This is a genomic window from Pseudomonas sp. P7758 (assembly GCF_013386485.1).
GTDB lineage: Bacteria > Pseudomonadota > Gammaproteobacteria > Pseudomonadales > Pseudomonadaceae > Aquipseudomonas.
Genome location: NZ_JACARS010000011.1, coordinates 124,274 through 137,892, shown reverse-complemented (window position 1 = coordinate 137,892; position 13,619 = coordinate 124,274). Strand labels below are relative to the sequence as shown.

Below are 13,619 nucleotides of genomic sequence, written 5' to 3'. Positions count from 1 at the left end.
CATTCCCGGCTTTCAAGTGTCCTAAAAGCAGTCCCAGCAATAAAAAGGAAACCCGCAGCGATGGCGTACTACCGCACTCCTCATGACGTTACCGCTCTGCCCGCCTGGCAAGCGCTCAATCAACATCGCCAAGCCATGCAGGATTTCAGCATGCGCGAAGCCTTTAATGCCGATCCCCAGCGCTTTACCCAGTTCACCTTGAGCAGCTGCGGACTTTTCCTCGATTACTCGAAAAACCTGATCACCAGCGAAACCCGCGACCTGCTGGTAGGCCTGGCCAAGGAAGTCGACCTTCAGGGCGCGATCAAGTCGCTGTTCAACGGCGAGCCGGTCAACTCCTCCGAAGGCCGTCCGGCGCTGCACACCGCATTGCGTCGCCCGGTGGGTGACAAGCTGTCCGTCAACGGCGTGAACATCATGCCGGACGTGCACAAGGTGCTGAACCAGATCACTGACCTGGTCGGCCGCATCCACGACGGCCTGTGGCGTGGCTACACCGAGAAGCCGATCACCGACGTGGTGAACATCGGTATCGGTGGCTCGTTCCTCGGCCCGGAGCTGGTGTCTGAAGCGCTGTTGTCCTACGCCCACAAAGGCGTGCGCTGCCATTACCTGGCAAACATCGACGGCAGCGAGTTCCACGAGCTAACTATGAAGCTGCGCGCCGAGACCACACTGTTCATCGTCTCGTCAAAATCCTTCAACACCCTCGAAACCCTGAAAAACGCCCAGGCCGCCCGCGCCTGGTACCTGGCCCAGGGTGGCTCGGAAGCCGAGCTGTATCGCCACTTCATCGCCGTATCGAGCAACAACGCGGCGGCCGTGGCCTTCGGTATCCGCGAAGAGAACATTTTCCCGATGTGGGACTGGGTGGGCGGTCGTTACTCGCTGTGGTCGGCCATCGGCCTGCCCATCGCGCTGGCCATCGGCATGTCCAACTTCAAGGAACTGCTGTCCGGCGCCTACACCATGGACCAGCATTTCCAGACCGCTCCATTCGAGGCGAACATGCCGGTGCTGCTCGGCCTGCTGGGCGTGTGGTACGGCAACTTCTGGGGCGCGCAGAGCCACGCAATCCTGCCGTACGATCACTACCTGCGTAACATCACCAAGCACCTGCAACAGCTGGACATGGAATCCAACGGCAAGAGCGTGCGCCAGGACGGTACGCCGGTTTCCACCGACACCGGCCCGGTTATCTGGGGCGGCGTAGGCTGCAACGGCCAGCATGCTTACCACCAGCTGCTGCACCAGGGCACCCAACTGATCCCGGCCGACTTCATCGTGCCGATCGTCAGCTTCAACCCGGTTTCCGACCACCATCAGTGGCTGTACGCCAACTGCCTGTCCCAGAGCCAGGCCCTGATGCTCGGCAAGACCCGCGCCGAGGCTGAAGCCGAGCTGCGCGACAAGGGCATGGACGAAGCCGAAGTGCAGAAGCTGGCACCGCACAAGGTGATCCCGGGCAACCGTCCGAGCAACACCATTGTGGTTGAACGCATCAGCCCTCGCCGTCTTGGCGCACTGGTGGCGATGTATGAACACAAAGTGTTCGTGCAAAGCGTCATCTGGGGCATCAACGCGTTCGACCAGTGGGGCGTGGAGCTGGGCAAGGAGCTGGGCAAAGGCGTCTACAACCGCCTGACCGGCACCGAAGAACAGCCTGCGGACGATGCGTCCACCCAGGGGTTGATCAACTACTTCCGCGGCCGTCACCGCGGTTGATGGTATCAGCACTACAATGAGGGTCTGAACCTGCGGGAGCGGACCCTTGTAGGAGCTGGCTTGCCAGCTCCTACGAGGGTCGCAAAGCTCCCCTCTTGTCGCAAAAAACAAGAATAAGGATCCCTCATGTTCGATATCAGCACGTTCCCCGCCGCCGATGCCGTCCGCCGGGCTGCGCAACTCAGTCAAGAGGACTACCAGCGCCTCTACCGCCAATCCGTCGAGCAACCCGATACGTTCTGGGCCGAACAGGCCAAGCGTTTTCTCGACTGGACCACGCCCTGGCAGACCGTCCAGAAATCCGACATCAAGACCGGCGCCGCGCAATGGTTTGCCGGAGGCCAACTGAACGTCAGTTACAACTGCATCGACCGTCACCTCGCGCAACGCGCTGATCAGCCGGCCTTCATCTGGGAGGGCGATGATCCTGCGACGTCTTCCAAAATTACCTACCGCCAGCTCCACCAAAACGTCAGCCGCCTGGCCAACGTGCTGAAAAGCCGTGGCGTAAAGAAAGGCGACCGCGTGTGTATCTACATGCCGATGATTCCCGAGGCGGCCTACGCGATGCTGGCCTGTACGCGGATTGGTGCGGTGCATTCGGTGGTGTTTGGCGGATTCTCGCCGGACGCCCTGCGCGACCGCATTCTCGACGCCGATTGCCGCACGGTGATCACCGCCGATGAAGGCGTGCGCGGCGGCAAGCCGGTGGCGCTGAAACAGAATGTCGACAAGGCTCTGGCCAGTTGCCCGGGTGTCAGCACGGTACTGGTGGTGCAGCGCACCGGCGCGGCAGTCAATTGGACTGAAGGGCGCGACCTCAAGTATCAACAGGCCCTGGATGCAGCCAGCGACGACTGCCCGCCCGAGCCGATGGATGCGGAAGACCCGCTGTTTATCCTCTACACCTCCGGCAGCACCGGCAAACCCAAAGGTGTGTTGCATACCACCGGCGGTTACCTGCTGCAGGCTGCGATGACCTTCAAGTACGTGCTCGATTACCGCGAAGGCGAAGTGTTCTGGTGCACCGCCGATGTCGGCTGGGTCACCGGCCACAGCTATATCGTGTACGGGCCACTGGCCAATGGTGCGACCTCGCTGATGTTCGAAGGCGTGCCGAGCTACCCGGACAGCTCGCGGTTCTGGCAGGTGATCGACAAACACAAGGTCAACATCTTCTACACCGCGCCGACCGCGTTACGCGCGCTGATGCGGGAAGGCCACGGGCCACTGGAAAACACTTCCCGCGCCAGCCTGCGCCTGCTGGGCAGTGTCGGCGAGCCAATCAACCCGGAGGCCTGGGACTGGTACTTCAACGCGGTCGGCGAACAACGCTGCCCGATTGTCGACACCTGGTGGCAGACCGAAACCGGCGGCATCATGCTCAGCCCGCTGGTCAGCGCCCAGCGGATCAAGCCTGGCTGCGCCACCCAGCCGATGTTTGGCGTGGTGCCGGTGCTGCTCGATGAGCAAGGCAAGGAAATCAGTGGCGCCGGCAGCGGCGTGCTGGCGATCAAATCCAGCTGGCCAGGGCAAATCCGCAGCGTGTACGGCGACCCTCAGCGGATGATCGACACCTATTTCAAACCCTATCCCGGCTACTACTTTACCGGCGACGGCGCGCGGCGCGACGAGGACGGTGACTACTGGATCACCGGCCGCATCGACGATGTGATCAACGTTTCCGGGCACCGCATCGGCACCGCCGAAGTCGAAAGCGCCCTGGTGCTGCATGATCAGGTCGCAGAAGCCGCGGTGGTCGGTTATCCACACGACGTAAAAGGCCAGGGCATCTATGCCTTCGTCACGCCCATGAATGGCGTCGAGCCCGACGACGCGCTGAAAAAACACCTGCTGGACCTGGTCAGCAAGGAAATCGGCAGCTTCGCCAAGCCCGAGCTGATTCAATGGGCGCCGGCCTTGCCGAAAACCCGCTCAGGCAAGATCATGCGGCGGATCCTGCGCAAGATTGCCTGCAACGAACTGGACAGCCTGGGGGATACGTCCACCCTCGCCGACCCGAGCGTGGTGGACGGCCTGATCGACAAGCGCCTCAACCGATAGGAACCCATGGAATTCATTCGCAGCCGCATCGAAAACCAGCTGATGAGCCTGACCGGCTTGTCGCTGGGCCAACTCGACCTGGAGAACCCCAAGGGCGATCCGGGTCTCTTTGGGCCGAACTCGGTGAGCTGGAAGGTCCATGGCGACTTCAGCAGCATGTTGATCGGCGGCATCAGCGCGTTGATGTTGCAGGCATTGCACCCGCTGGCGTTGGCCGGCGTGTGGGACCACTCGAACTTTCGGCAGGACATGCTGGGGCGGTTACGACGCACCTCGCAGTTCATTTCCGGCACCACGTTTGGTTCGCGGCGTGACGCCGAATGGCTGATCGAGAAAGTGCGCACCATTCACCTGCAAGTGGTCGGCCATGCACCGGACGGCCGACCGTATGCCGCCAGTGATCCCGAGTTGCTGACCTGGGTGCATGTGGCGGAGGTCAGCAACTTTCTCGCGGCCCACCTGCGTTATCGCAACCCGGATTTATCTGCGAGGGATCAAGACCGGTACTACAGCGAAATCGCCCTGGTGGCCGAGCAATTGGGCGCGCGCCATGTGCCGCGTTCGCGCCAGGAAATTTCCGATTACCTTGAGCGTATTCGTCCGCAACTGCTGTGTGACCAGCGCAGCCACGAAGTCCTGCGCCTGCTGCTCAATGCGCCGTCTCCGAGCACCCTGGCCAAGCCGTTTGGCTCGCTGATGATGCAGGCCGGTATCGACCTGCTGCCGGACTGGGCCAGCGACATGCTCGGGCAGAAGCAAAGCCCGATCCAGCGCCAGATGATTCGTGCCGGGGTCAGGCGCAGCGCGCCGTTGTTGCGCTGGGCCATGCGCAATGGTTCGGTGCAGCGGGCCCACAGGCGAATGGGCCTGCTGGAGCCATAACTGTTAAACTCCCGCGCCCCAATTACTCTGCAAGGCGCGCACTATGTCTTCCTTGAATCAGGCGCTGCGCGCCGCCCTCGATCATCGCCAGGACCTGCTCGCCGAGCTGCATGCACAAGGTACCGATTGCTATCGCCTGTTCCACGGCAGCCAGGAAGGCGCCGGCGGCCTGACGATCGACCGCTACGGCCCGCAACTGCTGGTGCAGAGTTTTCACCAGTCGCTGGAAAGCGACGACCTGTTGCACCTGCATCAAGCAATCAACCAGCACCTGGGGCTTGAACTGCTGCTGGTCTACAACGACCGCTCCCGGGGCAACTCGCGCATCGACCGTGAAGACACGGTGTACCGCGCCGAGCCCGCAGCCCTGGAAGACCTGGTCGGCCACGAATGGGGCCTCAATTACCGCGTGCGCGGCCGCCATGCCGGGCAAGACCCGCTGTTATTCCTGGACCTGCGCAACACCCGCGGCTGGGTCAAGGCACACAGCGCCGGCAAAAGCGTGCTGAACCTGTTTGCCTACACCTGCGGCGTAGGCCTGAGTGCCGCTGCCGGTGGCGCTCGTGAGGTGTGCAACCTGGACTTTGCCGAGGGCAACCTGGCGGTCGGTCGCGAAAACGGTCAACTCAACCCGCAATTGCCGACGATGGAATTCATCCAGTCCGACTACTTCCCGGCAATCCGCCAACTGGCCGGCCTGCCCATCAGCCAGCGTCGGGGGCAGAAGCTGCCGAGTTACCCGCGCCTGGAGCAGCGTCAATACGATCTGGTACTGCTCGACCCGCCCGCCTGGGCCAAGAGCGCCTTCGGCACCGTCGACCTGCTGCGCGACTACCAGAGCCTGCTCAAGCCGGCGCTGCTGGCCACAGCCGACAACGGCGTGCTGATCTGCTGCAACAACCTGGCGAAAGTCGGCATGGACGACTGGCGTGACCAGGTCCTGCGCTGTGCGGAAAAGGCCGGGCGCCCGGTGCGCGACTGGCAGGTCATGACACCCGGCGCAGACTTCCCGTCCCACGACCAGCAACCACCGCTGAAGACCCTGATCCTGCAACTGTAGGACTTGTCCCAAAAGGGCCAGGGCGCAGTAATAAAGGCCCGACTCTTCGGAACCGTAAACCCGTGCCATACTCCAAGGCACTCTTGATTGACATAGATGGCGTCACATATGCCCAAAGGATTGATTCGCGCCGCTGGCGCCTTGCTGACCGCCCTTGCCCTGTACAGCTTGCTGGGCTTCCTGATTCTCCCCGGCATTGCCCTTCGCGTGGCCAACCAACAGTTGGCCAACTACGCCACGGTGCCGGCGCGTGTCGAGCGTATCGAGCTCAACCCGTTCAGCCTCGAACTGACCGTGTGGGGCCTGAATATCGGTGAGCCGGGCAAGGAGCAAGTGGCCTTTGAACGCCTCTATGCCAACCTGCAGATCGACAGCCTGTGGACCCGCGCCCTGCACCTGGCCGACGTACAACTCGACAAGCCCAAGACCGAGCTGCTGTTCGACAAATCCGGCCAGCTCAACCTGGCGCAGCTGTTCAAACTCCCGGCCAGCGAACCGACACCAACCGATCCAAACGCCAAGCCATTCCCGCTGCGCATCGATAACATCAAGCTGGCAGGCGGCTATGTGCACTTCCAGGATTTGCGCCCGAGCGAGCCGATCGAGTTTCTCTACGACAAACTCGATTTCGAGCTGAAAAACCTCAGCACGCTGCCCGATGACAACGCCGACATGACCCTGGTGGCAGCCGGCCCTGAAGGCGGCCAGATCGACTGGACCGGCAACTTCAGCCTGATCCCGATCGCCTCCGAGGGCAAACTCAAGGTTACCGACGGCAAGATGAAAGTCTGGTGGCCGTATGTACGTGACGCGGTGCCGCTGGTTCTGGAAGACGGCATCCTCAACTTCAGCACCGACTACAAGCTGAGCCTGGCCAAGGAAACCGAGCTGAACCTGACCAACGTCGCCCTGAGTGTCGCGCCGTTTGCGATCAAGGCACCGGATGGCCGGCCGCTCGCGCGCCTGCAGAAGCTGGACGTCAGCGAAACCACCGTGGACCTGGCCAAACAGCAAGTGATCGTCGGCAAGATCCGCAGTAATAAACTCGAAACCTGGGCCGCCCTTGAAGCCGACGGCCAGTTGGACTGGCAGAAGCTGTTTGCCAGCCATCCGAGCAAACCTGCAACTGCACCCGCAGCCGAGCCAGCCACCGCACCCGCTACCGCCGACTCGCCAAAACCTGCACCGGCAGCGCCGAGCAAGCCTTGGCAAGTGCTGCTCAAGGACGTGCAGCTGCGCGACTATCAAGTGCATCTGGCTGACCGCTCGGCCAAACCGGCAGTCGCCCTGGAAGTCGGGCCGCTGAACCTTGACCTGCAGGGTTTCGACAGCCTTAACCAAAGCCCTTTTACCCTCAAGCTCGATACCGGCGTAGGCAAACAAGGCAAGCTCGAGGCGACCGGCCAGGTCAACCTGAGCCCGGTCAGCGCCAAGCTGAAAGTGGACACCAAAGACATCGACCTGCGCGTCGCCCAGTCCTATATCAGCCCATTTATCCGCCTGGAACTGCGTAGCGGCATGCTCGGCAGCAACCTCGACGTGAACCTGAAAAGCACCGACCCCCTGGCATTCCAGGTGACCGGCCGGGCCCAGGTCGACCAGTTGCACACCCTGGACACCATGAAGACCCGCGACTTCCTCAAGTGGCAGCGCCTGGTGCTGGAAGGCGTGAATTATCAACATGGCGACAGCCTGTCGATCGACAAGGTCAACCTGTTGCAGCCCTATGCGCGCTTCATGATCAACGATGACCGCACCACCAACATCGATGACCTGCTGATCCCGCAGCCGGCCAACAGCCCCGGCAAGTCCGCGGCGAAACCTGCGGCCAGCAAAGAGAAGCCCCTGGGCATTCATATTGGTCAAATTACGATCAACGACGGCTCGGCCAACTTCGCCGACTTCAGCCTGACCCCGAACTTCGCCACGGCCATCCAGCAGCTCAACGGCCAGATCGGCACCATTGACAGTCGCCAGGCCAAACCGGCGAGCGTCGACGTCAAGGGCAAGGTTGACCGTTATGCACCGGTCACCATCAAGGGCAGCGTGAATCCGTTTGACCCGATGGCCGCACTGGATATCGCCACCAGCTTCAAACGCGTCGAACTGACCACCCTGACGCCATACTCGGGCAAGTTTGCCGGGTTCCGCATCCGCAAGGGTCGGCTCAACCTTGACCTGCATTACGTCATCACCAAGGGCCAGTTGAAGGCCGAAAACAAGGTGGTGGTCGAGCAACTGCAACTGGGTGAGAAGGTCGACAGCGCCGACGCCGTGGACCTGCCGATTCGCCTGGCGATAGCCCTGCTCAAGGACTCCGACGGCAAGATCTCGATCGAACTGCCGGTGACCGGCGACTTGAACAACCCGCAGTTCAGCGTCATGCCGATTGTCTGGCAGACCCTGCGCAACCTGGTAGTGCGTGCGGCCACGGCGCCATTCAAGTTCATTGGCGGCCTGATCAGCGGTGGTGGTGCCCAAGACCTTGGCAACGTGTCGTTTGCCGCAGGCTCCAGCGAGCTGAGCAAGGATTCCCAGTCGGCCCTCGACAGCCTGGCCAAAGCCCTCAAGGAGCGCCCAGCGCTGCGCCTGGAGATCGAAGGCACCGCCGCTGCCAGCAGTGACGGCCCGCTTTTGGCCGCACAACGGCTGGAACGCGAATACCAGTACAACTACTACAAGATCCTCCAGCGCCGTGGCGACAAGGTACCGGCCCAGGCGTCGCTGCTTGAAGTACCGGAAAAGGAAAAGGCGCCGCTGCTGGAAGGCATCTACCGCACCCGCCTGAAGCAACAGCCTCCGGCCGAATGGAAAGACCTGAGCAATGACGAGCGCACCGCCAAGCTGCGGGACGGTGTGATCAAGTTCTGGAGTGGCAGTGACGTGTTGCTGCGCCAACTGGGCCAGGACCGCGCCAGCGCGATCAAGGACTACCTGGTAGACAAGGCGCAGCTGGAAGATGAGCGGGTTTACTTTATCGATGCAAACCTTGGGGAAGCGGAGAAAGATGGTCGGGTGGTAACACCGATGCATCTGGATGCCGAATAAACCGGCACCCGCTGAGCACCTGTGGCGAGGGGGCTTGCCCCCCGTTGGGCTGCGTAGCNNGCTACGCAGCCCAACGGGGGCAAGCCCCCTCGCCACAAGAGCCTCGCTGACCTCCCCACTTTTCTACCCACAATAGAACAGGCCCCGACACAAGTGCCGGGGCCTGTAATGACCACATCCGTGTGGTCGGTCGCATGAACCTGTGAGGTGCATTGAGCGGATAACTAGACTCGCTCGTGGCCGCCTCCGCCTAGCTCAGGCGATTCGTTAAGCGTTACTCTGCTTTCAGGCCGTCGGCCGATACAGCTTTAACGCCTTTGATTTTCTTGGTGATGTTCACCGCGGTAGTTTTCTGCGCTTCAGTCACTGCGACGGTCGACGACAGGGAAACTACGCCTTTGTTGGTTTCGACTTTGATGTCGGTGCCAGGAATACCTTTCTCGGTTACCAGGTCAGCTTTCACTTTGGTGGTGATCCAAGTGTCCGAGGTGGACTCTTTGGCACCAGCAGCTGCGCTTTTGGTTTTGTCGACGTTATCAGCCTTGGTAGCGCCGCCAGCCATCAGGCCGTCAGCCGAAACTGCGGTTACGCCTTTGATTTTCTTGGTGATCGCTACAGCAGTAGCTTTCTGAGCGTCAGAGATAGCAACTGTCGAGGACAGGGAAACCACACCTTTGTTGGTCTCAACCTTAATGTCCGAACCAGGAATACCTTTCTCGGTCAGCAGGTCAGCTTTGACTTTGGTGGTGATCCAGGTATCCGAAGTGGACTCTTTAGCCTTGGTGACTTCACCGGCCGCCAGCGTCATAGGGGCTTGGGAAGTCTGAGCAAAGGCTACGTTAGCACCCATGGCCAGGGTCAGAGCGGTAGCAGTAGCGAGAGCGAACTTCTTCATACGAGTAACTCCTGTTTTATTAAAAGTCTGCAGTACGTAAACCTTGATGCTGCAGCGTTAACAGGGATATTGCAGACAGTGTGCCAACTCGATGCGACCAATTAAATCCTTATAAAACAATACGTTATGAAAACAGGTGATTTTCGGAATCGTGCAACTTGCATGAAGACGAACGTGCCTGCATGCAAGTTGCGGCTTTTGGGGTATGGCTAAACGCCTGATTTCGCGACACTTTCCCGCAGGCATAAAAAAAGGACTCCGAAGAGTCCTTTTTCAGCTTGCAGCGACGGGGTGATTAAACGCCCGAAGCCTTGGCTGCTGCTACGTCCTTGATGGACAGCTTGATACGGCCGCGGTTGTCCACGTCCAGTACCAGCACTTCCACTTCCTGGCCTTCTTTCAGGATGTCGGTCACTTTCTCAACGCGAGCATCGCTCAGCATGGAGATGTGAACCAGACCGTCCTTGCCCGGCAGGATGTTGACGAATGCGCCGAAGTCGACGATGCGCTCAACCTTACCGACGTAGATCTTGCCGATCTCCGCCTCAGCAGTGATACCCAGGACGCGCTGACGTGCCGCTTCAGCCGCTTCCTTGGTTTCGCCGAAGATCTTGATCGAGCCGTCGTCTTCGATGTCGATCGAAGCCTTGGTCTCTTCACAGATCGCACGAATGGTCGCGCCGCCTTTACCGATAACATCACGGATTTTGTCGGTGTCGATTTTCATCGCGATCATGGTCGGAGCATTTTCCGACAGTTCGGTACGGGACTGGCCAATGATCTGGTTCATCTGACCGAGGATGTTCAGGCGCGCTTCCAGGGCTTGGCCCAGAGCGATTTCCATGATTTCTTCGGTGATGCCCTTGATCTTGATGTCCATCTGCAGCGCGGTAACACCTTTGGCGGTACCGGCTACTTTGAAGTCCATGTCGCCCAGGTGGTCTTCGTCGCCCAGGATGTCGGTCAGGATGGCGAACTTCTCGCCTTCTTTAACCAGGCCCATGGCGATACCGGCAACCGGTGCCTTCATCGGAACGCCGGCATCCATCAGAGCCAGGGAAGCGCCGCAGACCGAAGCCATGGAGCTGGAACCGTTGGACTCGGTGATTTCCGACACAACGCGAATGGTGTACGGGAACACGTCGGCGGCAGGCAACATGGCTGCAATCGAACGACGGGCCAGACGGCCGTGACCGATTTCGCGACGACCAGCGCCACCCATGCGACCACACTCACCTACCGAGAACGGAGGGAAGTTGTAGTGCAGCATGAACGGGTCTTTTTTCTCGCCTTCCAGGGTGTCCAGCAGCTGTGCGTCACGGGCAGTACCCAGTGTTGCAACAACCAGGGCCTGGGTTTCACCGCGGGTGAACAGGGCCGAACCGTGGGTTTTTGGCAGAACGCCGACTTCGATGTTCAGCGGACGTACGGTGCGAGTGTCGCGACCGTCGATACGTGGCTTGCCGTTAACGATGTTTTCGCGAACGGTGCGGTATTCGATTTCGCCGAAGGCTGCTTTGACTTCGCTGGAAGAAGGCTGGCCTTCTTCACCGGACAGCTTGGCAACAACCTGGTCCTTCAACTCACCCAGGCGAGCGTAACGATCGGCCTTGATGGTGATGGTGTAGGCGTCGGAGATAGCGGTGCCGAACTCGGAGCGGATAGCGCCCAGCAGTGCGGTAGCTTCTGGCTGAGGAGCCCAGGTCCAGGTTGGCTTGGCAGCTTCAGCGGCCAGTTCCTTGACAGCGTTGATCACAACCTGGAACTCGTCGTGAGCAAACAGTACAGCGCCCAGCATCTGGTCTTCGGTCAGCTCTTTGGCTTCCGATTCAACCATCAACACGGCTTCCGAAGTACCGGCAACGACCATGTCCAGGCTCGAAGCTTTCTGTTGTTCGTAAGTCGGGTTCAGCAGGTAGCCGGTGCTTTCGTGGAATGCAACACGGGCAGCGCCGATCGGGCCATCGAAAGGAATACCGGAGATGGCCAGGGCCGCCGAGGTACCGATCATCGCAGCGATGTCCGGATCGGTCTTCTTGCTGGTGGAAACGACGGTGCAGACAACCTGCACTTCGTTCATGAAGCCTTCTGGGAACAGCGGACGGATCGGACGGTCGATCAGTCGGGAAGTCAGGGTTTCTTTCTCGGAAGGACGGCCTTCACGCTTGAAGAAACCACCAGGGATCTTACCGGCAGCGTAAGTCTTTTCCTGGTAGTGAACGGAAAGAGGGAAGAAGCCTTTGCTTGGGTCAGCGGTCTTGGCGCCTACAACGGTCACCAATACGGTGACGTCGTCGTCAACGGTAACCAGCACTGCGCCGGAGGCTTGACGGGCGATACGGCCTGTCTCGAGGGTAACGGTCGACTGACCGAACTGGAATTTTTTGATAACCGGGTTCACGGTGTCCTACCTTCTTTGTGGCTCTTGGGGAACTTGTCTTCTTGCGAAATTCTTGGGCAATGTCGGGAATCGGCCCAACGCCTGTCCAGGGTAAAACGTGTATCCAGATAAAACTTGAGGCTGGAAGCCTGCCATGGGCCAGCGGGAAACCCACTGACACACGACAGCCAACCAACCTCTAGCGCAATCGCTTATTAGCGACGCAGACCCAGGCGACCGATCAGAGTCTGATAACGACCCAGATCCTTGCCTTTCAGGTAGTCCAGCAGCTTACGACGCTGGTTTACCATGCGGATCAGACCACGACGGGAGTGGTGATCTTTACCGTTGGCCTTGAAGTGACCTTGCAGCTTGTTGATGTTGTGGGTCAGCAGTGCAACTTGCACTTCTGGCGAACCAGTGTCACCAACAGCTTGCTGATAGTCAGCAACGATTTGTGCTTTTTCTTGAACGTCGAGAGCCATGAGGCAATCCTTTTTTCAGGAAACCACCCAAAGGGCAGTTTCAACAGGCCAGGGACAAATCCCTGTATCTAAAAATGAGTAGTGACCATGCCTGCTAACAGCCACCCTCGTTCCAGTTTGAGTAAAAGCTACTGCGCTTTTACCACAAACTGGTTTCGGTCATTCTGACCGAATCAGTCGACGCGGCGCGATGCGCCCGTCTTCGCTCACTTCACCGATACCGATAAAGCGACCGTTGTGATCTTGTACCCGCACCATGCCGAACTTCGGGGCATCCGGTGCACGTACCGGCTGGCCGTTAAGCCAGTAGAACGCGCTGTGCTCCGAGAAGTGCAGCAATGGCCAATCCAGTAAACCGCTGTCCGATGGCATCAGGAAGCGATCAACCGCTTCGTTGCCGCCTTCGGCATGCACTGCTTCCAGCTCTTCCAGCGTGACCGTCTGGGCCAGGGTGAAAGGGCCTGCCTGGGTGCGTCGCAGTTCTGCAACGTATGCGCCACAGCCTAGTTGCTCACCGATATCTTCCACGAGGGTGCGGATATAGGTGCCTTTGCTGCAGTCCACCGCCAACCGGGCGGTGTCGCCTTCAGCGGCGAGCAATTCCAAGCGCGCAATAGTAACAGAACGCGGTTCGCGCTCCACCACTTCCCCTGCACGTGCCAGCTTGTAAAGAGGCTGGCCATCACGTTTGAGAGCCGAGTACATCGGCGGTATCTGACTGATTTGCCCACGAAAAGCAGGTAAGGCAGCTTCGATATCAGCACGACCAACGGTCACCTCGCGAACCTGCAAAACATCACCTTCGGCGTCTGCCGTGGTGGTGGTCTTGCCCAGTTGCATCAGGGTCTCGTAGCCCTTGTCGGAATCGAGCAGGTATTGCGAAAACTTGGTGGCCTCGCCGAAGCACAACGGCAACACGCCGGTGGCCAAGGGGTCGAGGCTGCCGGTGTGCCCTGCCTTCTCGGCATTGAGCAGCCAGCGAACCTTCTGCAACGCCGCATTGGAGGTAAAACCAATGGGCTTGTCGAGCAGAATGATGCCGCTGACATTACGACGGATACGTTTGACCTGAGCCACCGA

9 protein-coding genes are annotated in these 13,619 nt (G+C 59.9%); 5 read left to right on the top strand and 4 right to left on the bottom strand.

Annotated features, from left to right (window positions below):
• Positions 1–60: 60 nt before the first annotated feature.
• From pgi to HX873_RS02645, 5 genes are all read left to right on the top strand, one after another.
• Entirely contained in the window at positions 61–1,725 is a 1,665-nt protein-coding gene (gene pgi / locus HX873_RS02665; protein WP_003212168.1) for a glucose-6-phosphate isomerase, read from the top strand.
• A gap of 126 nt (positions 1,726–1,851) precedes the next feature.
• Entirely contained in the window at positions 1,852–3,789 is a 1,938-nt protein-coding gene (acs, locus tag HX873_RS02660) for an acetate--CoA ligase (protein ID WP_177122333.1), read from the top strand.
• A gap of 6 nt (positions 3,790–3,795) precedes the next feature.
• Positions 3,796–4,671 (top strand): oxygenase MpaB family protein, encoded by an 876-nt coding sequence (locus HX873_RS02655; RefSeq protein WP_102604509.1) that lies wholly within the window; start codon positions 3,796–3,798, stop codon positions 4,669–4,671.
• 43 nt (positions 4,672–4,714) lie between these two features.
• Positions 4,715–5,731 (top strand): class I SAM-dependent rRNA methyltransferase, encoded by a 1,017-nt coding sequence (locus tag HX873_RS02650; RefSeq protein ID WP_102368082.1) that lies wholly within the window; start codon positions 4,715–4,717, stop codon positions 5,729–5,731.
• 108 nt (positions 5,732–5,839) lie between these two features.
• Positions 5,840–8,779: a DUF748 domain-containing protein gene (locus HX873_RS02645; RefSeq protein ID WP_177122332.1), complete on the top strand. Its 2,940-nt coding sequence runs from the start codon at positions 5,840–5,842 to the stop codon at positions 8,777–8,779.
• A 274-nt stretch (positions 8,780–9,053) separates the two neighbouring features.
• On the opposite strand, the gene HX873_RS02640 is transcribed toward HX873_RS02645, so the two are convergent.
• From HX873_RS02640 to truB, 4 genes are all read right to left on the bottom strand, one after another.
• Positions 9,054–9,674, bottom strand: coding sequence for a BON domain-containing protein (locus HX873_RS02640; RefSeq protein ID WP_003212178.1), 621 nt, complete (start codon positions 9,672–9,674; stop codon positions 9,054–9,056).
• 295 nt (positions 9,675–9,969) lie between these two features.
• Positions 9,970–12,075: a polyribonucleotide nucleotidyltransferase gene (gene pnp, locus HX873_RS02635; RefSeq protein WP_003212180.1), complete on the bottom strand. Its 2,106-nt coding sequence runs from the start codon at positions 12,073–12,075 to the stop codon at positions 9,970–9,972.
• 194 nt (positions 12,076–12,269) lie between these two features.
• Positions 12,270–12,539: a 30S ribosomal protein S15 gene (gene rpsO, locus HX873_RS02630; RefSeq protein WP_003177875.1), complete on the bottom strand. Its 270-nt coding sequence runs from the start codon at positions 12,537–12,539 to the stop codon at positions 12,270–12,272.
• Between the two features lie 159 nt (positions 12,540–12,698).
• A complete protein-coding gene (gene truB, locus HX873_RS02625; RefSeq protein ID WP_003212182.1) occupies positions 12,699–13,616 on the bottom strand; it encodes a tRNA pseudouridine(55) synthase TruB in 918 nt (305 codons plus the stop codon).
• Positions 13,617–13,619: the final 3 nt, after the last annotated feature.

What these genes read in the sequence shown, in the direction of transcription:
- pgi (WP_003212168.1), top strand. Translation starts at nt 61, where the DNA reads ATGGCGTACTACCGCACTCCTCATGACGTTACCGCTCTGCCCGCCTGG.
- acs (WP_177122333.1), top strand. Translation starts at nt 1,852, where the DNA reads ATGTTCGATATCAGCACGTTCCCCGCCGCCGATGCCGTCCGCCGGGCT.
- HX873_RS02655 (WP_102604509.1), top strand. Translation starts at nt 3,796, where the DNA reads ATGGAATTCATTCGCAGCCGCATCGAAAACCAGCTGATGAGCCTGACC.
- HX873_RS02650 (WP_102368082.1), top strand. Translation starts at nt 4,715, where the DNA reads ATGTCTTCCTTGAATCAGGCGCTGCGCGCCGCCCTCGATCATCGCCAG.
- HX873_RS02645 (WP_177122332.1), top strand. Translation starts at nt 5,840, where the DNA reads ATGCCCAAAGGATTGATTCGCGCCGCTGGCGCCTTGCTGACCGCCCTT.
- HX873_RS02640 (WP_003212178.1), bottom strand. Translation starts at nt 9,674, where the DNA reads ATGAAGAAGTTCGCTCTCGCTACTGCTACCGCTCTGACCCTGGCCATG.
- rpsO (WP_003177875.1), bottom strand. Translation starts at nt 12,539, where the DNA reads ATGGCTCTCGACGTTCAAGAAAAAGCACAAATCGTTGCTGACTATCAG.